General features: G+C 56.6%; 12 protein-coding genes and 1 pseudogene. 9 read left to right on the top strand and 4 right to left on the bottom strand.

Annotated features, from left to right (window positions below; genetic code table 11):
- Positions 1–148: 148 nt before the first annotated feature.
- From ACF8E5_RS01740 to ACF8E5_RS01730, 3 genes are read right to left on the bottom strand one after another with little or no spacing between them, the layout of a single operon-like run.
- The gene (locus tag ACF8E5_RS01740; protein WP_280092491.1) at positions 149–766 is read right to left on the bottom strand and encodes a hypothetical protein; all 618 of its coding nucleotides are present in this window, start codon (positions 764–766) and stop codon (positions 149–151) included.
- A 5-nt stretch (positions 767–771) separates the two neighbouring features.
- Complete coding sequence (locus ACF8E5_RS01735) at positions 772–1,587, bottom strand: hypothetical protein (protein WP_280092490.1); 816 nt, start codon at positions 1,585–1,587, stop codon at positions 772–774.
- Between the two features lie 49 nt (positions 1,588–1,636).
- Complete coding sequence (locus tag ACF8E5_RS01730; protein ID WP_392474818.1) at positions 1,637–2,806, bottom strand: PD-(D/E)XK nuclease family protein; 1,170 nt, start codon at positions 2,804–2,806, stop codon at positions 1,637–1,639.
- Between the two features lie 356 nt (positions 2,807–3,162).
- Here ACF8E5_RS01730 and ACF8E5_RS01725 point away from each other — a divergent pair, with 356 nt between their 5' ends.
- From ACF8E5_RS01725 to ACF8E5_RS01700, 6 genes and pseudogenes are all read left to right on the top strand, one after another.
- Complete coding sequence (locus ACF8E5_RS01725; protein ID WP_280092488.1) at positions 3,163–5,403, top strand: sugar kinase; 2,241 nt, start codon at positions 3,163–3,165, stop codon at positions 5,401–5,403.
- Positions 5,404–5,497: 94 nt separating this feature from the next.
- Positions 5,498–7,369 carry a hypothetical protein gene (locus ACF8E5_RS01720; RefSeq protein WP_392474817.1) on the top strand — a complete coding sequence of 624 codons (1,872 nt, stop codon included), beginning with the start codon at positions 5,498–5,500 and terminating at the stop codon, positions 7,367–7,369.
- 3 nt (positions 7,370–7,372) lie between these two features.
- Positions 7,373–8,362, top strand: coding sequence for a hypothetical protein (locus ACF8E5_RS01715; protein WP_392474816.1), 990 nt, complete (start codon positions 7,373–7,375; stop codon positions 8,360–8,362).
- 302 nt (positions 8,363–8,664) lie between these two features.
- Positions 8,665–10,524, top strand: a complete 1,860-nt coding sequence (locus tag ACF8E5_RS01710; protein ID WP_392474815.1) for a hypothetical protein — start codon at positions 8,665–8,667, stop codon at positions 10,522–10,524.
- A 915-nt stretch (positions 10,525–11,439) separates the two neighbouring features.
- A pseudogene (locus tag ACF8E5_RS01705) lies at positions 11,440–12,430 on the top strand (DNA-binding protein).
- A gap of 69 nt (positions 12,431–12,499) precedes the next feature.
- Positions 12,500–14,773 (top strand): P-loop NTPase fold protein, encoded by a 2,274-nt coding sequence (locus tag ACF8E5_RS01700; protein WP_392474814.1) that lies wholly within the window; start codon positions 12,500–12,502, stop codon positions 14,771–14,773.
- A gap of 188 nt (positions 14,774–14,961) precedes the next feature.
- Here the strand turns inward: ACF8E5_RS01700 and ACF8E5_RS01695 are convergent, their stop codons facing one another.
- Positions 14,962–18,477 (bottom strand): SIR2 family protein, encoded by a 3,516-nt coding sequence (locus ACF8E5_RS01695; RefSeq protein WP_174369650.1) that lies wholly within the window; start codon positions 18,475–18,477, stop codon positions 14,962–14,964.
- A 668-nt stretch (positions 18,478–19,145) separates the two neighbouring features.
- Between ACF8E5_RS01695 and ACF8E5_RS01690 the strand changes: the two genes are divergently transcribed.
- The 3 genes from ACF8E5_RS01690 to ACF8E5_RS01680 all read left to right on the top strand — a co-directional run bounded on the left by ACF8E5_RS01690 (position 19,146) and on the right by ACF8E5_RS01680 (position 22,820).
- Entirely contained in the window at positions 19,146–19,796 is a 651-nt protein-coding gene (locus ACF8E5_RS01690; RefSeq protein WP_174369651.1) for a hypothetical protein, read from the top strand.
- A gap of 8 nt (positions 19,797–19,804) precedes the next feature.
- A complete protein-coding gene (locus ACF8E5_RS01685; RefSeq protein WP_174369652.1) occupies positions 19,805–20,944 on the top strand; it encodes an ImmA/IrrE family metallo-endopeptidase in 1,140 nt (379 codons plus the stop codon).
- Positions 20,945–21,224: 280 nt separating this feature from the next.
- The gene (locus ACF8E5_RS01680; RefSeq protein WP_392474813.1) at positions 21,225–22,820 is read left to right on the top strand and encodes a hypothetical protein; all 1,596 of its coding nucleotides are present in this window, start codon (positions 21,225–21,227) and stop codon (positions 22,818–22,820) included.
- Positions 22,821–22,907: the final 87 nt, after the last annotated feature.

The following is a 22,907-nucleotide window of genomic DNA, read 5'->3' as shown; positions in this document are numbered from 1 at the left end:
CCCTGCCACTACGACATTTGCCGTCGCGAGGTCAGGTCGGCTCTGATTAGAATCTGCCGAAATGACAAAATGCCATCATCCGGTTGGAAGCGTCAAATTTTCACCATACGAAGTCGGGGGTAGTGGTCAATTAGCCCAAGCTCAAAAATCAAATTTGCTGATCAAGCTTCTCCGACGCGCGCTTTCTAAGCTCGTTAAAGGCGGTGCGAATGGCGTCTTCATCGGTGCATACAGATAAGTCCAACGCCTCTGCGTAGGCGCGATAACCAGGATTGTCATCACATTCGAGTAACTCCCCCATTGCTGGATAGCGCGTCTGTTGCCAGACCTGGCTAAACCAATTGTATGGCCCTTTGTGGGGTTCCACGCATTGGAAGATATAGATGCGCAACTCGCTTCGGCTGTGCTCGACGATAGATGCTTCTTCGTCGTCTGCGCCATTGCCAGTGTCGCTCCGGACCCAAACGTCGAACAACAGATCACCCTTCTCATGGCAATGCACGGGGTCTTCCTGCCCGGCGTTGCGAAGCCATAGTACGGAGATGTCGTTGAACGGCAGAAAACGTTGCCCTGCGCTGTTGCTGACCTCTAGCCCTTCCAGGCTCCGGGGCACACGATTTCGCGGTACCTGATAGTAGTAATCGGCGCCCAGTTCCTCACGTATAAAGCCCAGTAGCTCAAGAATCCGCTGTTGATAATCCGCCAGCAGGCGATAGGCCTTGCGTACATCGAGAAGCGCGCTGTCGATAGAGGTTGCAGTGGTCAAGTTAGTCAGCTCCAACGTGCAATGGGAAATTGGGTAATTTGAATAGACGGTGCGCAAAGGTCTGATAGGAAGCGGGATGTCGCTACGCCGCTCGGGACTCGCTTGGCGCTAACGGTTTCGGGCGCGAAGAGGGGGGCGCGCGTGGAGTCGATCGATACGGGGTACAGTTGACCTAACCAGCGCCGGGGAAGAATACGCAGCCCATGCCATTCGTAAGCGGCGGCAATATCATCCAGCAGACGCTGAAGGCCTGGCGATGAGTCCGTCGATGCGTTGGAAATCGCTGCCTCTAAAGCCTGGAACAGCTGATACCAACTGCAGCATACCAACTCGTAATCTGAGCCTGCTCCGGACAGTTCTTTCTCGATTTGGGATTCCAGCTCAGCGGTGCTTTTTTGCGTGTAATTTTGAAGGCCACCAATGGTGAGGAGTATCGAGCCTTCACCCAGGTGTTTGCCTGCCCAACCAGCGCGCAACTCATTTGCCAGCTGTACAGCGTATTGCTGTTGGATATCGTCGTGGCGCTTGGCTTCAATCAGCAGTGTACGCTCCGACCCATACAGCACCACATCGGGTTCGACACGTCGCTCGGCAAGCCACCAGGATGGCCAGAACTCGAAATCCTCCAAGGTGCCAATTGATCTGTCTGGTCCCAACAGTTGAACGAAGAAGCTATCACGCACAGATTCGGGCAGGTAAATCAGGCGCTCGACGATGGTCGCAGTAAGGATGTCTTCCGCCCCGGCGGCATCTCCCAGGCTTGAATGCTTACCTTCAACGCCGCTACCTCGGCGCTTGCCGTTCAATATTGCAGCGAGCATGTTATCTCCAGCCTGAAGCACAATGGGGTTTTATCGCGCGATGAGAGCATCAACGCGATCCCGATAGGCTAGGGTCTAGAGCCCGATCAGTCTCTTCAAGGCAGTCCCGGATCTTGCTCAGCGCCTGGTTGTAATGCGCATCCGTCGCTTTGTCACCCAGGTCAAAAATGCACCGTTCATGTTTAATCTGGTAGCCACTTGAAGCCACATAATGCCCAGCCCAGTCAGGAACCTCCCGCGGGCTTGAGGTGAAGTCGGGTAGGTGTTTTGCCAACTCGGGGATATCAGCGGCAAGGATGTAAGGAAAAACACCAAGCCAGGTGTGCTTGTAGAGTTTGATCCAGAGACCGGCGGGCCATTCTTTTACTCGCACGTCCAAGTCATATCGCTTTTTGTCGACATTGCATATCAGCCTGGTTTCGATCCTGCCGGCCCAGTCGGCAAACATAGGCGCGGTTTTAACCTCGGTCTCCAGCCATTCGAAGCGCTCTTGCAGCTTGCGATTTTGGCAATAAACGAAATGGTCGTGGATATGACGATACGCCTCTTCGTTTTGCTGGAAAATCTCCCAGCACAGCTGTTTGAGCTCGGTGTTTCCCGACATGGTCTTCTCGATGTGAGTGACAAACTGATGGATAAACGGGAGGGCCTTCGGATCTACGCTTGTCTGCTGACGTAGCAGCTCGGCCAGTTGTCCATAGGATTGGTAGTAGACCGGGGTCGGGGAGTCTGGATCGATCGTCGGAGACGCCCGGCCTTTGGGCGTCAGGTACACCAGCGCCCTATGGGTATAGTGGGGGAACAGGTCTTGCAATGCTTTCTGGTAGCGGGCGACCTGACGGCTCTGGTCCAGGGCCCATATCTTGTTTTCGATCGCGATCACCAGTTTGAGGGACGGGAAATCGAGCAAGATATCGATGTGTTCAAGTTCTCGCGCCACGGTCGCGCGCACGCCAGCAGTGCTTGAAAGTACGGTTTCCGTGAGGGGATTGCCCTCGCAGCGGCAGCCGAGAAGCGACCTTACATAATCATCTCTGAAGGCGCTGCCCATGCCATGGGCTTCCCGATCGTTCAACAGCGAGGCAATGATGTTCGAGTGGACCAGTTCCTTTGTGCTCACGCCCATGGCTTTGAAGAGATCAAAAGCCTTGGTATAGCCCGCCAGGGTACTAAACGCTGCAGAAGCGGACATAGCTGCTAGAAGTTCAGGGGCGTCCATGTCGATTTTCTCTATGAATAAGGCTTGTGTAGTCCGTTCTACCTTCGCTGGCAATGCCAATGTGTCTTCGTGCAAATGACGTTGCTTGACTACTGGAACAGACCAGGCGGTAGAATTCTGCCGCGCGTTGAGGCAAATGGCCAGCATTACGATAGCGCTCTCCCTGACCTGATTTGCTGGTGCCAGATGAGAACGATCCGCTGGGCGAGACCTGCGTAATTTACAAGTTCACACCTTTATGATTCGGAGCTTCTGCCAGTCAAGCTTCTTGCGCGTCCGCCGATACCCTTGCGGCAGACGTATGTCCGCCGCACGGGTCTGGCATCTAACTTCAAAGATGAACCGAGGAAGAAACAATGGCGATGGAATCACCTGCACTCCTGCTGACCGATCTGAACAAGGCACTGCGTCGTCTACGCGGAGCCTGCACCGACCTTGGTAACGAGGAAGTCGACGAGAAACTGCTTGAGGTGATGCGCCGCCTGCTGCTCGCTGAGGTGCTGGGTAATACCTGGATTGTTGTAATGGGCGGCTCTCAGGGGGCGGGCAAGACGACGCTGATGGCGAGCATCTACGACCTGCGCGGCGATGGGCCGAGGTGGCTGCAGAGCAATGAGGGCCGCGGTGAGAAAATGCCGGTACTCATCCTAGAGGTGGAGGGCCTCGAGCGCGCGCAGGGATACGTTCGCAGGCTGGTTCCGGACGCGACGTCGCAGGGTTACAGGCTGGATGACTTCGAGGTGGATGTTCCGCAGTTTCAACGAGCCATCTGCGACCCTAATGCCGAGGATCTGCTGCCAGTTCTGAAAGTGCCTCGACGCTACTTCAAGCGCGATAACCAGGCGTGGCTGCTGCTTCCGGGATACGAGAAGCAGGAGCGCGATAACCGCGCCTGGCAAGAGCTGATGCGCCAGGCGATGATCGCGGCAGGTGGGTGCATCATCGTGACCGACGAGACGCGCATGGCCAACCAGCAGCAGCTCGAGATCGTCAGGGACATGCTGGAGAACGAGCTCAAAGGCTGTAAGCCGTATATCGTGGTCTCCAAGACCGAGGCCCATCGCAACGATTCCAAGCGGCAGGCCGATCTGCGCTCAAGCGCCCAGGCGACGTTCCAGGTGGCGCCCGAGTTGGCCGAACGAAATATCATTCTGAGCGGCACCGACGATGCCGAGTACATGGAACAGTGGATGCCCCACCTGCGCCGCGCAATAGACGACCTCAATTTCACCGGGGAATCGGATCGCCACTTCCAGATGAGTCATCTCTCTGAGATTGTGGGCAAGGATTTGACACGTGTGTTGAATGCGATCCGCAGCAAGGCACGGCTGTATTTCACGAGCGACAAGGCGAGTGGGGTTGATGGTGTTGAAGTGCTGGAAGAGGTTCTGGGCAGGTTCGATGAGGCAGCAGCGGAGCTTCGGAGCCAGCATAATAAGCTTGTGAGCAAGCTGGCTGGGGAGGCCTTTACCAAAGCGTCCGATGCAATGAACCGTCGGCTCATTGCCGATCACGAGGGCTTCGGCAACTGGTTGTCGAATGCCTTCGATACCACCAGCCAGACCAGAGTGAAGATGCAGGATCTCGTCCAGGGATCTTGGCGCGAAGCGGCGCCGGCGTTTTTTCACAACTACTCGCAAGGCGTATCGTCGTTAACGGCGAGCAAGCTTGAGCGAGTGACCGTAGAGAAATCGGGGGAGGGCTCGGGTGCGCGTTTGCCACAGGCGAAATCCCAGAATCTGATCCAGCTGGGCTTTGTGCACGCATCGGGTCAACCTGTTCGATTCGAGAAGCTAAACCCTGAAGCGGTCAGTGATATCAGTATCCTTCTGGGCAATGGACGCCGGGAGGAATGGCAGGCTAACCAGGATGTCAGCAAACAGGTGGGTACCAGTGCCGAGCTAATACCTGCTATGTCGCTGGAATACACCCGGCTTCTCTTCGCTGTGCCTGAGGTCGTTGGCGTCAAGCAGGACTTCGTACCCATCGACAGCACGTCTGGCGCCAATGCTGTCTCAGCGAGTGTCGAGAACCTCAGGACAGGCGTCGAGCTTGGCAAGACTGCTATTCGTTCGCTTGCCACCGTGCTGGCGGTAGACGTGGTCAGCGATGGAGACTCAGACATACTAGGCGCGCTCTTCGGCCAGACGGCTGCCGCGGATGCGGAGGACACAGGGGATGCTGGCGATTCAGGCAATTCAGGATCGGAGACCAAGCTCCCGATGCCGCTCACCCTGCACCCCGCTGCAGTGGCGGCAACCGCAGTTGTCGCGGCCGCGTATCTGACTGGCGTGGCAGTAACGCGGATTCGCAGCATCGAGAAAGCAGCAAGCGCCCAGGCGAGGGTCATGCTCGGCACGGTACATGACCACCATGTTGAAAATCTTCGCACGTCCTTTGATGAGACCATGGCCGTGGCGCGCGCGCGCGTCTGCACGAGGCTGCGTGCCCGCTACCGCATGGACGAACTGCTGATGCGCAAAGACCGGCTTGCCAAAGCCATCGCCGATGTCACCTCGATCACCAGTGACTTGCGCTACGAGTTGGACTCGTCGGCTTCAGGCCTGCAATTGTTCATCCCTGACCGTGGTGTCTGATATGGCCAAGCAAGCCGTGATAGACCATTGGCACGCTCTGCAAGCACATCAGTCGGACTGGGCGTTTCGTGCCTATGCGCGCTTGATCAAGACATTGAGCAAGGACGTACAGGAAAAGCTGCAGCTCAAGGAGGAAGTGGCTGAGCCCTATGTGGTCATATTCGGCAAGACCCAGGTCGGCAAGACCACGCTGCTGCTCGACCTGATGGGGATCGACCCGGCCCAGCTGGGGAGGGTCTCGCAGGTCATGCGCGGCGGGCGCGAGGCGGGCAAGTCGGCGACGGCCACCGCCATGGAGTATTGCCGCTCGGCCAACGGCCGCTGGGGACTGACTCTGCGCTCGAAAACGCGCTGGTTCGAGGCCGAAGCCGACGTTACTCGGGCGCTTGGCCGGCTCAGGGAAGACATGGAGGGCGGACGACTGGTTGCCGAGTCGCCCTGTGTAGTGCATATCCCATCGTCTTTCTTTGCCAGCCAGGCTGCCGAGGGGCCGAGAATCCGCATTCTGGACCTGCCAGGCGACAACCCTGCCAACGCGGCAGAGCAGGCGCATGTGAACCATATGGCGAAGACTTATCTCCCCTTCGCTGACCTGGTGTTGCTGGTTGGCCGGGGGGATGACCTGGGCTTCCTGCGGCCTGAGGCGCTGACGCTGCCTGGAATCGAAGACTGGCAGGCCATGCCGCACCGTTTTCGTATTGTCACAACCTATTCGTACTTCGCACAGTCGATCAAGGACGCGGCTCGCGAGGATGCCAAGTTCGATGCTTCGAAGTCTCGGCGACGTCTCATCCAGCAGATCGAGCTCTTCGGTCGCCTGAGCGATCAGGCCCAGAATGAGCACCTGTATTTTCCACTGGAGTTCGGCACCAGTTGGATGAGCATGCAAAAGAATGAGCCGGAACTGCATGCCCGGATCGCGCCGTTGATTGCCGGACTGCGCAGCGAGTTGCTGGAGCAGATCTCGCAATCCACTAGTCCTGTTGGCCGTCTGCGCAGTACGCTCGATAGCCACTTGGGCGTCAGGTATATCCAGAACAAGAAGACCGAGGCGGTTGAGCAGACCATTGAGCAACTGGAACGCAAAAATACGAGGCTTCTGAGCGAGATCGCCATCTGGACCGCAACGATCAAGAATGAGCAGGGTAAGTTGAGTACTGCATTGCAAGACTTGCAGACCCATACATTGGCAGATGGCATGAAGTTGATCGAACAAGCCGCCGCGAGCCCGGTATTCACTGTCTCTGGTAGCTATCCTCCCAAGGAGGGCGCGGTCAAGGACGACTGCGAGACGCTCAGAACGTTGGTTAATGACTATTACAGGCTGCTGAAGGGGATGCGCCTGGAGGTCAAGAGCAATCCCCGATTGTCGAAGTCCTGCGTGTATTGGGAAGGCGTGCGCAGGCTCGTGAATGAGCCTGGCTTGCGGGTGATCGAGGATATTATCGACGACGCGTTCAGCTCCATTCGCTACACACTCGCGGACTACACCTTCGATACCTATCTGTTCTCATCAAACTATCAAGAGGATTTGAGAAAGGTTCACAGCGCAGGCAGCGAAGCCCGGCACGAATTGGTCCGCCTGTGGAAAACACATTGGCTCGGGGCATTGACAGCGCTTGACCAAGCGTTCAAGCGCGACATGAAGGCGCTCGAAGCCAACCTCGAACTGCAGCGGTACGAGCAGATGCTTCTGATCAAGCAGCGCGAGCGAGTTGAGCACGAAATCTCCCTCAAGCACGGCGAGTTGCAGCGCATTGCCCAAACCTCGCAACAAGACCTCGAGCGGTGCGAACGCTTCGTTCACTTGCTCAATGAGGAATACCTTGCCGAACTCAGCCAGCGGATGAGCTTGGCGATGAACGAGCAAGATGATTGTGACGCGTTACTGCAACTGCTGGCCTGTATGCAATTGAGCAACCAGCGGGTAGAACTGATGAGACTAAGCCAAGATGGCCGGGCCTGAAAAATGAGTACAGTTACAGAGATTCACCACAAAGAAAAGACCCTTGCCGAGCTGATGGTTAAGATCCTGAAGGAGCCTCTCAACCCACTCGAAGCCTCGATCAAGGCACTGAGTGGAGACCTTGCGGACACACGAGATTCTATCACCGAGATCAACGACACCTTGGGCGCCTCCGCGGACGATGCGGAAAAAGCCACGAAGTCGTTGCTGCAGGCGTTGCGCAAGATCCGCGAAGAAGACGTCCCTTCGTTGCTCACCAAGCTTCAGAAACACATCACCGACCAGAGCGCGAGTGATGCTCGTTCAGTCGAGGCCTTGCTCGAGCACTCTACGGCCGTCCACACCTCTAGCGTGAGCTCGACTGAGGCCGTGCTGCTCGATGCGCTCGCTGGGGCGACCCGGCAGCAGGGGGAGCTGGCGCAGTCGATCGAAGCGCTGCGTCCGCACATCGAAAGTTCGGCCGCTGAAGTGTCGCGCCAGCTGTCGTCATCGCATAGCTCAAGTGTCGCTGATTTCAACGCAGCGGTCATTGGCGTCGGCGTTCGCATCGCCGAGCAGCAGCAAGCTTCGCAGGAAACCCTCCTGGCAGGGCTGCAAACACTGGGGCGTGAAGAGCAAGCGGCCAAGGTCGAGGTGGTGGAAAAGGTCTTGAAAGAAATTGTGTTGAACCGGGAGTTCAGCAAGAGGATCAACTCGGCCTTGGCGGCGCAAGTCAGCACCCTGGGCACGGACGTGGCAGGTTTATTGACCCGGCTGTCGACGCAGGTCGAGGCCGTGGCGGCTGAAAACCAACGCGTTGTGCAACAGTTCTCGGCAGCGGCCAGCGGCGAGCAAAGAGCACTGGTCGCGCTGCTGACCGAGCAGAATGCGGGTTTAGCGGCGCAGCTCTCATCCAGCCAGCGTCATATGAAAAGACTGACAGTCATCACGGGCGTGTTTTTCGGATCGATGCTGCTATATGCGGGGTATGACATCTGGCGAAAATTGCTCTGATTGAGCAGGCCGCAATACACTCGGGTGATAAAATGTATCAGGGTTATAATCGGCCCGTGGTACCTAAGCCATTGCGCCGGCGAATCTTAGTTCGAATCGTCAAGCGCTGGCTAATTCTGCAGACCGACTGCTATGGCCAGGTCTTCGGGCACAAGTGTGCAGGTCTTCTCTTTGCAGGGCGATAGTAGTCACATATTTTTTAGAATAAATTTTGGTTGGTCTCGTACTCATTGTGGCATTGCATAATGGAATTGAGATCGGACTCTCAAAAATCAAAGACTTTTTAGATTGGGGAAGAGTGAGTGAATAAAAATACAGGGGAAGCAAATGAATGCGACGAAGAAAAATATAGTGATAAGTTTGCGACCATATGTTTAGAGCATTCCCATGCCGAAGTCATGGCTTACTATAAGGCTGGGGCGCCCCCGCAAGAGCCGGACTGGGCGTCCCTAAAATATTCCGTCGAATCAGGTGAGATCCATCTAGGTTTCGATGCGTCAAATACGCTTTCTGTACGGCAGCACTTGCTGGGCAAGTTGAGAAAAGGTGAAGGCGATATTGAGGGGCTAACATTCTTTCGCGACAAGACAGAGCGTTTTATACGCGATAATTGGTCGGCTTTCGAAGCCAAGCTATCTGACGAGGCATTCTCTCGATTTTGTAAATGTGATAGTGAGTTTCTTAGTTTCTCAGTACTGCTCAAAGACTGGCCATTATTGATTAGCAGTTCTGATCTTCGTAGTCGGGCTGTATCTTACTATCTTAACAGTAACTCCAGCGGAACGCTACAGTTACAGGGGTTGTCCCTGCTGAATGGCGACAGCGGAGTGATGCGTCAGATCTTAATTAAAACAATGACCATTGGTGGGCGCGAGCAACAAGCCAAGAACAATTTGCGGAGTTTTGCGAATCTGGCATATAAGTGGGATCCATGTTGCCCAAGAGCGCAGTTTTTTCGCCTTCTCTGGGCGGAAGAACAAAATGTTAACTCGGCATTACCAATAGACGTAATCTCGACCTGGGAGAAACTTGAGTTTATCCCGTTCGAGCCACACGGCCCCAGGGTCAAGACCAGATTGAACACGCTCTCTGCAGAGTCAGAGGCCGCCTGGCGTCGGCAGCTGAGAGACGCTGTTGGTAATAACCGTTCGTTGAAAATGGCAGTTACCGAGGTGCTTTTCTGGTTCGGTCGCCCGGATCATGATCGCTCGATTATTTTTGCAATACTTGAGATCTGGGGGGGGCAAGTGGGGGAGGCTCTGTCCGAGATGGCAAGCCACCCTGATTCACTGGTGAGGATACGTGCCGAAGCTGTTCGCGGTTTGATCGAGCAAGCCCCTGACGCCGCTCAGCTATTGTTACAGGCCCAATCCGCCCGACTGAATCTATCGACATCATCAAACTGCGGTGCACCTCCGAGAACTTGGCTGGCTGACGCAACGATCGAGCGCCTCATTGAGGCTGAGTTTGAAGCGTGCGCTGCTAGCTATAGCCACTGGGTCCCCAAGACCGGGGGGAGCGGAGAAGAGACCCATGTAGCTATGCTTTTTGAAAAGCTTGCAGCAACATTCAACAGCATAAACGAGCAAATTTCTTTGCTAGCCAGTCAACGAAAACAAAATGAATATCTTGAGTTCGAACTGAGCTATCGAATAGTTGGTAAATTTGAAGAGGGTAGTCCGCATTTAAGTGCGCGACGATTTTCAACGGACGTATGTCTTGTTTTTGAAGCCCATGACGTTGGCAGCCAATCATTCACTCGTCGTGCTTCGTTCATTCAAGCGAAGCGCCTGCACGGAGGGCATCTGGCTGGCCGAACTGGTTCTTACCCCGTCGACTTGTCACAACTTCAGGATCTGATCCTGCAAACGCAGTCCAGCTACCTGCTACTTTTAGGTCCGTGTGCAGTAGCCCCTATGCCCGTGATTCCGGTGCAGTTGTACTTGGATCTTATTAATCGTGGGGAGTCTCCTACAGGTATCAGCCCTGTCTTCGCATCGAACATTGGCAAAAGTCTGGCGAGTTGGCTGCTTTATGACGTGATTGGGTTGTGGAGCGGTGATCCAGATCCGCAGCTGGTTAGCAAAGCTATGGGGCGCGTGGGTAGTGAACCTTATATTCTTGTGAAGCTAACCGCGAGAAACATTAAAATAACTACTTAAGTAATATGCAGGAAAGGCAAGCTCAGTCAATAAGCCAAGGAGAGGTCGACGAGGGATGAGCAGCCAATAGCTTTGTCGGCTTCATGCACCGTTTGTAAAGTATTGAGTTTTGCTCACCTGCAAGAGCTTCACCCTTGATTCGCGATAAAAGATGCGCCCCTACAATGCTTGGTCGTACCGAAAGCTTTCCGCTTGCAACCTTTGTCATTCGCAACTTATCCCTGCTCTGTGGGCCTTTGGGAGTGGTAGCTGCGTTGAACTGTTCGGTAAGGATTGCACGACGCAGCCCCGCACATCCAGATTCGGAGTCAGCAGTTTTCGCTCGAAATATCCTCGCCTTAGGCTTTGACGGATTGCAACAACGTTGCTCCGTTCACCCTCCTGCTTGGAAAGCGAGGCCTACCGTGGCCACCGTGTTCTCGGTATGCATGACTGCGAATTTTAACCCTTATCCCCCCCAAGATAAGCAACCCGAGAATAGCAATTCTGGGCTTCTCCGGACGCACGCTGCCATCGTGGTCTTGGCGCTCTGAGTGCCCATCATCGCCGTTCCATTCTGGTAGCGGGTCGCGGAGCCATCGATGCAGGCAGTGAGAATGGCCAGGTAGTCGACACCAAATTGAGCGGCGGCCTCAGGGGGAGGGGCGCAATCTGCGGGCGTCCAGGCCTAGCGCATACGCAAATAGACGAACCAGTGGCCAAGCGCGCTCTGGCAGCTATCAAACGCATTCGCTGTTTGCCGAATCAACACTTCTGCAGTCCCTTTGCTAGGCATTCCAGAGCCCGTGGCGGTGGAAGCGTGCTAATCGAAAAATGTATATTATTTAATACGTTGAACGTATTTTTAATAAGGAAATCGACCAATATAGTCGGATAAGATTTAATTATCAGACCTAAATGGTTGGAGGCTAGGGCATGGCAGTGGGCGTACCAGAAAACGACGTGTTTGCCGCCGCGGACGCGGTCCTCGCCCGCGGCGAGAGGCCGACGGTGGAGCGGGTACGCCTTGAGCTGGGGCGCGGCAGTCCGGCCCGGGTCGGTACCTTGCTGGATCAATGGTGGGAGCAACTGGCCGCCCGGCTGCGCGGCGAGGCGCGCCTGCCGGGCCTGCCGGCAGAAGTAGCGCAGGCCTTCAGGGCGATTTGGCAGCAAGCCACTACCCTGGCCCAGGGCGTGGCGGAGCAGGCACTATCCTCCCAACGGCAAGTGCTGAACGAAGAGCGCGAAGCGGTGGGGGCGCTGGAAGCCCGTGCCCGGCTGGACGTAGCGCAGGCGCGCCAGCAGGCATCTGAGGCCGCTAGCACGGCAAAGCGTGGAGAGCCGCCTGGCCGGCCTGGAGCAACTGTTAGCCGAGCGCCAGGCACAAATCGATGACCTGCGTGCGCAGCGCGACGAACTTCAGGCGCAGCGTGACGAATCTCACGCTGACGTGGCCAAGGTGCGTCAGCTACTGGACGAAAGCCGTGAACAGGCCGAGCAGGCTCGTGAGGCACAACAGCTCTACACCCGTGATGTCGAGGATCGAGCTTATCGTGAAATCGATCGGGCTCGCGAGGATAGTAAAGGGCTGGCCATCCAGCTCAAGGATGCCAATGCCCGCATGCTCACCTTGCAACAGTCGCTACAAGCTGAGCAGCGCCAGCTGGCTGAAGCGCGTGAGCAGCGTGCAACTGCGGAGGCACAGAATGAGGCGCTGAATCAGAATCTCAGTCAGATGCACCAAGCCGCTGCGAAAGCGGAGGCGCATAGCCACGCCCTGCAACACAGCCTCCAACAAATGCAGACTCTGCTCGCCGAGACTCAGTACAGCGCCGTGGCACAGCAGTCGCGTGCCGATACCCTGGAGGCACAACTCGAGCAACTTCAAGAGGCACTTAAGAAGAAGCCTCAACGCAGCCGCCCCTGATATGCCACGCGGCCCCCGCGCCTGACTACACCGAACTCTCCATAGCCTCGATTGCCGGAAAGCCGCCCCATGAACCATGATGACTTGAAGTTCGCCGATGACCGTCCAATTCTATTGAAGAAATATGACCTCCTCGATCGCGCCGGGTTTGCCCAGCGGCTGGCACTGGCGATTAGCTCGTGGAAAAATCAGGAAAGCTTGGTGATCAGCCTGACGGGGGGCTGGGGTAGTGGCAAGAGTTCGATCAAAAATATGACTCTGGAGCAGCTCGAAGCAGACCAGAGCTGCCAGGTGATCGAATTCAATCCTTGGCAGTGGGCTAGCCAAGAGAAATTGAGCAGCGCGTTCTTCGAAGAAATCTCCCGTGTCGTACAGCGCCAGGATGCCGGCGGTAACGACAAAAAGCTTGCCAAGCTGTTGCGTCATTATGGCCGGTACTTGAATGCCGGCGCCGGCGTACTCAGCACGACTGCTAAATGGACGCCGGTGTTGCTCGGTTCGGCGCTGGTGACTACCGCGCTGGCCAGTGTGGCCGAAGGCGACGCGGCAAAGGTGACAATATGGCTCCTCAGCGCCGCTAGCTGGCTCGGAACCCTTGCACCGCAGGTAAAAAAGCTCGCCGGGACGATGACCAATCACTCCAAACGTCTCGATCAGCAAGCAAAGGACAATGAACTGACCCTCGGAGAAATTCGCACTGAGCTGCAGAAACTCTTGAGCGCGCGTACTAAGCCGCTGTTGATCGTGCTGGATGATCTGGATCGGTTGTCGGCCGATCAAATGAAGGCGATATTTCAGCTAATTAAGGCGCACATGGATTTCGCCAATGTCGTGTTCCTGCTGCTGTTCCAGCGCGATACGGTCGAGCAAGGACTGAACCAGGTCGGCTTCAAGGGGGCGGATTACCTGGAGAAGATCATCCAAGCCCCTCTCAGCGTACCGGCCATTGGAAACAGTCAGCTACAGACGATCTTGTTTAGCCGATTGGACGCTATCTTGACCGACGAACCGCAACTGCAGGAGCGCTTCGACAAAGAGTACTGGGAGCAGATGTTCGAGCGCGGGATGCGACCGTTCTTTCGCAATTTACGTCACGTTTACCGGTACACCTCGACCTTGGCTTTTCACTGTCGCCTGCTGCGCGGCACCGAAGTGGCAGAGGTCAATGCGGTCGATCTGTTTGCGTTGGAATGCCTACGAGTGTTTGCCCCGGAGACTTACGCTGAGCTACCACGGTACAAAGCGTTGTTGACTGACAGCGAGCCGTACGCCCGGAAGGATCAGCCACAACAAGCGCGCGTAAACCAAATAATCGATCAGCTGGTCAACCTGGCACCTTCTCCTCATCAATCTGCCATACGGCAATTGCTTCAAGCGATGTTCCCCACGCTGGAGTGGGCATTGACCAACACCTTCTACGATCAAACAGACCAACTGCGCTGGTTGGCCCGCTCACGGGTGTGCTGCGATGAGGTGTTCGACCGCTATTTCGAGCTCTCAATTCCTCTGGCGGACATCCCCAATTCGTTGCTACACGAACTTGGCAGACGCATTACCGATCCGGTGGCCTTTACCGCACTGCTGATCGGTCATGAAGAGGAGCGTCAGGCGGAAATCCTGCAGCGACTTCTCGGCCTAGTGGACGAGTTCCCCCTCGATCAGTCGCTCGCGGTGGTGCAGACTTTGCTGCGCGCCGGCGATCATGTTGGACGGCGCATGTCCTTCACCAACTGGTCGCCGCGTCTGCAGGTCACCCGTCTGCTGAGGCTGTTCCTTGAACGGCATCAACTGGAGCGCACCCGCAGTCAATTGGTCATCGAGGCCTTCGCCGCGGGACCAGGCCTGGTCGTCATGGATCAGTTGCTGGGAGGGGAGGTTGGACTGCGCCGCAAGGGTGATGTCGGCTATTTCGATGATGCCGGATTTGAGCAGTTAAAAACCCTCTATGTCGAAGCGCTGCAACAGTTAGCAGAACGTGACCCGGATGCGTTCCTGGCTGATGAGAACCTTGCCTCCTATCTCATCGACTTGAACCGTTACAGTGTCGGTGGTGATGGCGGACGTCGCTGGGTCAAGTCCCACGTCACCACGCAAGCCCGCTTCCTCCTCTTTGCACGAGGACACGTCAATTTCCGGACCTCACACAGTGGTGGTCGCTCAACCCGCACCGACTACATCTCATCAACCGCATTGGAACAGATGATGGGATTGGCGCGCTGCGCTGAGTGGCTTGATCACCTCGACGTCGGCGCAATGAATAATTGTGAGCTGGAGACGCTTAGGCTGCTTGAAGATGCTTTGGCCCGACACGCCCGGGGAGAGGCAGAGTCTTGGAGTGACTGATCCTCGCGGATCATCGCGTTAACCAACCGGGCCGTGCACTGCATACGTGTCCGCGCTAATAGACAGCAGCTAACTACGTCACTGAAGTTAGCAGTCACATTGCGGGGTAAACGGCAGTAGACCGCCTAACGGACCAAAGGCGTACCGCGCCAGCAGCATCGTCCAGAGTATTCGGTTTGCGCTCTTGCCTAGGCGAACCGGACTTCAGGCAATGGATCCTCCTTGGCTTCGACCATGACGCGAGCGAGCTCTCCGCAGGGTTCGGTACGGTGTGCGCTGAGGCTGCGAGCCAGCTGCACACACTTGGTCCTGACAATCGAAATGGTAGCGGCCTCATGCCCGAGGTCGCCGGTCGCTTCATATCGGGTGCAATCAAACACCACTGGCAGTGTGTCGATCAATGACCCGGATTCCTCTGCGGAGAGCCAACCGCGCTCAAGCAACGTACGCAATGACTCGATGATCTCCGGCAGTGCGCTCAGGCGCTGCGGGCCAAAAAGCATGACAAGCAAGCTCACCAGCCGGCGGGTGATGGGGCTGTCGACTCGCGTGCGCCATTCGCGGATTGCATAAGCGGCATAGCTTACGAACTTGGCATCTTGGTGCTGCAGCGCATGTCGCAAAGTCTTCTCGACAAGGGAGGCAACAGGATCTGTGTCGGCGAAATAGATGTACGCGACCAATGCTCCGGGTGCTTGGACTTCTCGGTAAAATAGGTCGAGCTGGGCGAACATCGCCTCGCTGGACAGGCCTCCCAGGTGAGGCGCCACAACTAGGCCCAACGCTTTACTGATCAGTATGCCTTTCCTTTGCTCGCCACCGTGCGAGAACGCCATTTCCAGCTGGCTTTGCGCTTTCGGCCGCCAGCGTGTCATCAGCTCGAAGTAACGTCGGGCCTGCTCGGCGCTGGGCCTGATATCCGCGCTGACAGAGCCCACCGAGTTGATCAAATCTTCCAACAATTCCTCTTCGAACAGACCCTCAGCACCTGCCTCAAACAGCTTAACACTCAAGCTATCTTTGAGGTTCTCTGGCTGATGGCTCGGAAGTTTGAGCAAGGCATGAGCGAACAATCGGTTGGCGCCCTGCAGGAGGGGATTGGCGGGGTCACTGCCCCACACTTGCTGGAGCAAACTATCGCGTTCTGACGGCGTAAGGTAGTTCGCATCCAGCAACGGGATCAGTCTGATCAAGGCTGCGCCGGTGTCCTTAATATCGGCGTTCACCGACTGAATGATCTGTGCGATCCGCCGATCGATGACAGGGTTCGCCAGGCGCTCTCCGGGTTTTTCAATCACCGGATTCGGCCAGTCGTTGTTAGCACTGAGACCGATCTCGTGCGCCAATGGCACCTCGAGTGCGTACTGCACCAAGTCGGCCTGTTCATTCTCAGGGACACTTTCTAGCGAATACCGCAACAAGTGGCCCAGGGCGTCCTTCAGCCAAAGATGGTGCAGGGCGGGTTGCTTACTGAGTTCGGTCGCCAATATGAATAACTGTCGGGAGCGGTCAGGAGGCAGTCGGACGCTAATGCGCGCCAGGATTTCGATGAATACACGCAGGTTGGGTAGTGCAGCGTGCCGGCCTGGGCCAACTCGCTCGGCGGCTCTTGCTTTCCAGTAATTGATCGCACGCACGCACTGATCGGCGAGTTGCTCGACCTGCGAGTACGCAAAGCGCGCGACTCGCAGTCTGCTGAATGTTTTCTTGATGATTTCAGCGGTCTCTGTGCTCGCACCCCGCACAGCAAGCGAGAAGCTGTAGAGCCCGTCCACGCCGTCCAGGTCGACCAACTTTTCCGCCTGGCGACAAAACAAGTTTGTCTGTTGCCAGCGCAGTGGAATGCCTACCGTGTCCAACAGCCCTGTCATAACGATCAGGGGATGTAAACCGGAGGTGAAAGTCACGCTGCTGGATCCGTCGCGATAGCTGCCAGGGGCAAAGTTGGGTACTACTGCGTTGTCTTTGCGCTGCCGATCGAGTGCATTATCGATACTGACCCTCAGGTCATCGAGGATCGCCCAGGGATCGCAACGATGCTCTCGATAGAGGGAAGGGAAGGGCAACGCCTGTCCTGCGAGGTCCAGCACATGATAAAGCCAATGGGCCCAGGCGAGTCGAGAAAGCAGGAACAGTGATCGCCGGTTTTGGTGATGAAGTACGAGAAGCTCGCGATAGGCCTGCGCGACTAGCAGGCTTGCTTCATTGAGCGTGCCGAGTTCCACCAGCAGCGAGGCTTTGCGCAGCTTCCACCAGGGTTCGTCGATGGAAATCCGGTCACATTGCACCTGCAGTGCTTCATAGTCGAACGCATCCCGTGCTTGGATGGCCCGGTAGTAGGCGATCTCGTTCGCCGCGTCGGACCAGTGTTTGGTATTGGACTCAATGAAATGCTCCACGCGACTCCATGAGTCGGAAATAACATCGGCCCAGCGCTGATTTTTCAGCAGCAACACCGCGCCCTCCAGCCGCTCTCGTTTGGAAAGCGGGCTTTGCTCGTCGAGCACGGTGTCCAGCAGCAGTTGAGAAAACTCAGCATCGAGCGGATCGTGTGCCAGGTATCCGCGCCAGATACGCTCGTAGATCAGGCGGGCGCGCAGCTGCTTCGGCAGTTGCCGCAGATTACTGGCTGAGAAAGCATGGAAAGTGGCTTGTTCAAGGACGCGGTCTTGAAGATGGGACGGCAAGACTAACCACCCTGGGTAGCTGCTTCGGTCCGCTTGTAAGGTTGCAAGGCTGTCTTCGAACCACTTGTAATTCTGTTCCCGCAGGAACGCATCGATGTGCTTGTTCTGTTGGAGTGGCTGGTTGAGATAAGTCGGTGACCAAGCGCTCTCGGCCTTCGGCTCGAGGCTAACAAGGGCCTGGAGAAATAGCTTGGTGGCCTCCCGATGAGCAAGTTCTGGATCATCATAATCGGCGACCAGCGGTGCCAAATCGATGGGAGCGATATTGATCGATTCGAGGTATTTCCGCTTGGCCGCGTTGAGCCCAAGTGCGCCCACCAGGTAGATACGACGCGCATGTCCAGCCAGGTGATCGCGGACCCAGCCCGCCCAGGCAAGGAAATTAGGATCTTCGCCGGAGAAACCCAATAAACACAGTTCGTTTTCAATGAACACTTGCCGGGCGTAGTTGACGAAAGCGGCATACCGAGCGGGATACCTCCGGTAATCTTCCTGGGTAAATACCAGATGGTTATCGAGCACGATGGTGCCGTGCAGTTTGACGATGCGCGGAGACCTGGCGCTTGCCAAGTCCTCCTGTTTGCGCACCACGTGGTAAACCCTCTCCGGTAACGCCGCTGCAGCGCGCTCCAACAGTGTGTCCCAATTGGTTGTCAACACTTCCGACCACGGCAGCCGCAACAAGTCGTCATGCAGGGCGCTAGGTTGAAATGCCTGGTCATTGACGGCCGTCTTCAGGCTGTCATGCATCGACTGAGGGCCAAAGAACGCTTGATACTCCTCCGCCAGGCGTAGCAGGTCGGAGCTCGAAGAGCCCAATTCCTCGCCCATTCGCTTGCAGAGCTCGAACCACAAGGGCATTTTTTGCGCTGGATTACCGCTGATGGCGGCGCTCCGGCTAAAGCCCGCTCCGACCATGATGGCAGCGCCGTGGAATGTCCCGTCTTGTTGCCACAACGCCGCAGCCAGTTTCTTAAGCGCGGCGAAATCTGCCAATTGGTTTACATCCACGTTCATTGCACCTCGTGCCATTGTTCCCAGCGGGCCAAGTTTTCTGCCTGCTGCCGTGCCGGATATTGTGTGTGGCTACGTGAGACCATTCGGCAGCACGTCAACGTCATCAGCCACCGCAGCGCTCATGCTTGTGGCAGCCTCACCCTGCGGCGTCCGCAGGCATTGTGCCACCGTCGACCCTTGGATCCAATCCGCTCAGCAATAGCATTTATGCCTTGCCGTGAAAGTTCAGCTGCGGCGTTGGCAATGGGGCGGTTGGGAGCAAGGCATGCGGCGGTGCTCGAAATACGAGACCGCTATCGCTGCGCACGAACAGGTCAGTGAATGCTCGGTAGTTATAGGCTGAAGCGCAGGTCAAAGCCGCTCGACCCTTTACATTGACGTCACTTCTGGCAACGACGTTTCCCGTCGAAGCTCATGGTAGCGAGTGAGCTGCCACAATCGATGGGAGTAGCGTTGTGAACGTAGTGGGTGCTGCAACGGGAGGGGTGGCGTTAAGTGAGCTGGACGTACAGACCCTGGATTTGGTGAAGGCGGCGCTGGGGTGGTGGTACTGGCTTGCAGCGCTACTTCAGCAGTAAGCAGAACAGCTGCTTGCAGGTCAGGACTTCTTGTTTTTATCCCTCAAAAGAGGGAGGATAACCGGAAGCGCGTCCCTGGAGGAAGTTGGCATGCATGTTTGTCAGGTTTACGAAGGTGTTGTCGAAGTGGCTGACCGTCTCGGCCAGTTGCGCATGCCAGCCGAGGCGATCGCCGAAGCTGTCTATCAAGGCCACTTGCACCGGGTCAGGCTGACCCCCAATCACCCCGGGATTTTCCCGGGTATGGAAATGTGGGGCTGGATAGTGAGCTCGCTGCGTGATCAGTTGCGCCCGTTCGGTTGGATGGCCCACGAAAATGCCAATTACCCGCTGACCGTGCACCCGGATCTTCTGCTTGCCCTCACCGTCGCCTCGGCTGACGCTGGGGTAGGGAATTCGTCGTGCACACCCACCAACCGTTCCAAAAAGGGCAAGAGCACCGTCGATGCGGTCCAGCAGAACCGCCAATTGGACATGTTTGCCGAGTTGCTCCCGCAATTGAGCAGCCCCCACGGGGCTGACGGACACGAAACCTGGATTCTGCTACATCACACGGACACGGTAAAAAATGAAATTCGCCTGGAGCTGTCCCGTCCAGCGAGTATTGGCCGTGGCGGGAAAATTACTGCCTGGTTTGAACGCATCCTATTGTCTCCCATTGACCTGAATGATGATTTCACTGCCCTCTCGACGCCGAGCGGTGCTGACATCGAAATTGACATCCGCCGTAAGAACGCCTGATTTTCTGTATGTTTAACTCCCTGCGGTTTGCGCTAGCCAGACGGCGGCGCGGTATGAAAAAACGGGAGCTCGCATCCCGTATCGGTGTGACCGAGCGCTCTGTATCGAGCTATGAAAGTGGCACACAAGAACCTGAAGCAGCCACGATGACGCGGATTGCCCAGGCACTGGGTTTCCCTGAAGCGTTCTTTTTCGGCGACGATCCGGAAATACCCACGCCTGACGTGGCCAGCTTTCGCTCGCTGTCGAAAATGTCAGCCGGCCTGCGTGACAGTGCGTTAGGCGCCGGTGCGATTGCGCTTCTTCTCAACGAATGGCTGGAATCACGCTTCGATCTTCCTCCGATAAATGTGCCTGACTTGGGCAGCGAACGTGCTGCACAGACTTCCGTGGATGGAGTGGCGGGTCCCGATCAAACCCCGGAAGTCGCTGCTGAAATGTTGCGGGCACACTGGCAGATCGGTGAGCAACCAATTAAAAATCTCATTCTGTTACTGGAATCGAAAGGCGTTCGGGTCTACTCCCTGGCCATCGACGCCAAGGAAGTTGACGCATTCTCCATGTGGAGTGGGGGGCGCCCGTTCATGTTCCTCAACACCTATAAGTCAGCGGAACGATGCCGGTTTGATGCGGCGCATGAATTGGGCCATCTGGTTATGCACCAGCACGCCCATCCCCAGGGCCCCGATTTGGAGCGCGAAGCTAACGCATTCGCGTCGGCATTTCTGATGCCGCGCGCTAGCGTACTGGCAAGTGCACCGCGCTCGATCACCTTGAACAGCTTGATCAAGTTCAAGCGGGTCTGGGCCGTCTCGGTTGCCGCATTGAACTATCGCTTGCACAGCCTTGGCCTCAGCTCGGATTGGACCTATCGAACCTTGTGCATTCAGATTGCCCAGGAAGGCTACCGCACCAATGAGCCGCAGCCGATGCAACATGAGCGCTCGGTGGTTTTGGAAAAGATTTTCGCGGCGTTACGGGCCGAAGGGCTGAGCAAATCGGCGGTGGCCGCGCAGCTGGCCATTCCGCCTGAGGAGATCAACGAGTTGACCTTTGGCCTGATGCTGAATGTCTTGAAGGGGCAGGGCGGGGATGCCGACATCTCGCGCCCGACTTCCGCGGCTCACTTGCGTCTAGTCAAAGGATAAGCGCTCCGGTCGCTAGGCAATGCCCCCCTGGATCGAATACCCCGGCAGCGGTGGCTGCTGCTGGGTGTCCAGCCAGTAAGAAGAGCTGAGCCCCCGTTTGGCAACTATTAAAGGATTCAGTCGCAATGGATTATGTCGCCGCGTTCCCCCTCCCCGAACACCTGCTGCCTAAGCGTTTACACGAGCTTCTTCTGCCCATCGGCACCGACCCGAACTGCGTGTCGAGGTCACCTGCTTCACGGAAAATGAAGGGCTTGGCATCTCCGACGAGGCGGTGTACATGGTCATGGCTGTAGTCCCGGACAATGGCCAACCGGTGCCGAGCCTGCACACCGAACAGGGTCAGGTGGCGTTCTCGACCCCGGATCTGGGCGAGAAGGGTAGCGTGAGCCGGTATTTGCCCAGTGTGAGCGGGCACGACTACATCGTGGCCTCTTGGGGCAACAGCGCCTTTTACACCTACAACCTTGCGGAAAAGGTATGGATGGCACTCGGTCTGACCCCGCGCTGTTTCGGTAATGAACAGCAGCGAATAGCCTACGATGACTTGGGCGTACCTGAATTCAATGTGGCCGAAGGTGAGATTTCCGCCCAGTACTATTTCAAGGCCTCGCGCCATGTGCGATGGCACATGTCCAATGACTATCTGCGCCGTTACCTCTGGCTGCGCGGAGGGCGAGGTGTCCGTCAGTTCTATTACAAGGCGCGGCTTGAAGCGGGCGCGGAATTGCGCGCCTGGATGAATGGCCGAGCTTTTGTTGAGCTGGGGAGCGCAGGCACCTGGTTGGACGGCGATATTCGGGTGGACAATGGCGGGTTGCTGCTCCAGGTTTGGGCCACCGTGGAAGCGGTGTCGTGCCAGCTTTCGCCACAGCAGTCCGCGGAAGGCCTGCTCTGGCCTGGTGTCCAAGAGCCTGTTACACATGCCCGCGCCAATGACATCTTCAATGCAGTTACCCTCTATCTGGATGACCGATTCCTCGAACGGTATGAACAGAGCCATTTTTACGACACGACTCCAGTCAACCTCCATGGCTTCTGGCACTGTAGTCCGTCCTACCTTGGCCAGTGGGCTTTCAGCGGATGCGAACGCGTCGGCCGCAATTTGATCAAGGTGCAACTTCGAGAGCTGTACAAAGGACTGCCAGATCGAGAAATTTTGCATGCCCATGCTCATGTAGTGCCGCCGCATCAGATCGGTGATCATGACCTTGGGGCTGAGCACGTCGTCGCTAAGGTCGACCGGCTGTTGGTGCAGTTGCTGAACCTCGCCGATAATCTGTCCGCACTGGCTGGCCATCTGGGCATTGCTAAGCCTGCGGAAGAACTCATCGGTTTGCGGCGCAGCGATATCAAAGACAATGGCTGGCTGCATTACCCCCAGTTGGCCAAGCTCGCGCAGGTTGCCCCGTTGGCCTTGACGCAACAGGCGTTCCTAGCGCGTTGCAAATCCATCCACGAGCTGTGTCAACGGCTTCCCGATGGTGTTCTCAAGCAGCTTTTGCATGCGGCAGGTGTACCCCGCGCCAAGATCGTGCAGCGAGGCAGTTTGAAGCTGCTACAAACGCTGCTGAATATCCTGCAACGCCTCGATGCAGAAGAGGAGGCGATTGATGCGTTTTCTCGCGTTGAATGCCCCGAAGGCTGGGATAATCGCAACCCTGACCTCGCCATGCTCTTCGTCGCAAACGATCTGCGTATAGCAGATGCTCACGATGCGGTAGGCGCGTCGCTGCAGCGTCTTCAGGATCAAGGGTTCGACAATGCATCTTTGCATCAAGGTTACGGACGAGCCCTCGACTTCGTATTGGACGGCGTTATCAATTCCTTCGCTGCGCTCAACTTGCCCCTGGGTCGAATCCTTGCAAGGCGATGAGGGCTCAGTCCTCGCTATTTGTCGCGCTACTTATGTGAGCTGAACCAATCATCAGGCTTCGCAAGCGGTTACCAGTAAGCGGCTGGT

Source organism: Pseudomonas sp. WSY_20 (assembly GCF_043104335.1).
GTDB lineage: Bacteria > Pseudomonadota > Gammaproteobacteria > Pseudomonadales > Pseudomonadaceae > Aquipseudomonas > Aquipseudomonas parafulva_B.
The sequence above is the reverse complement of the archived record's forward strand: the minus strand, read 5'-3'. Positions and strand labels throughout refer to the sequence as shown.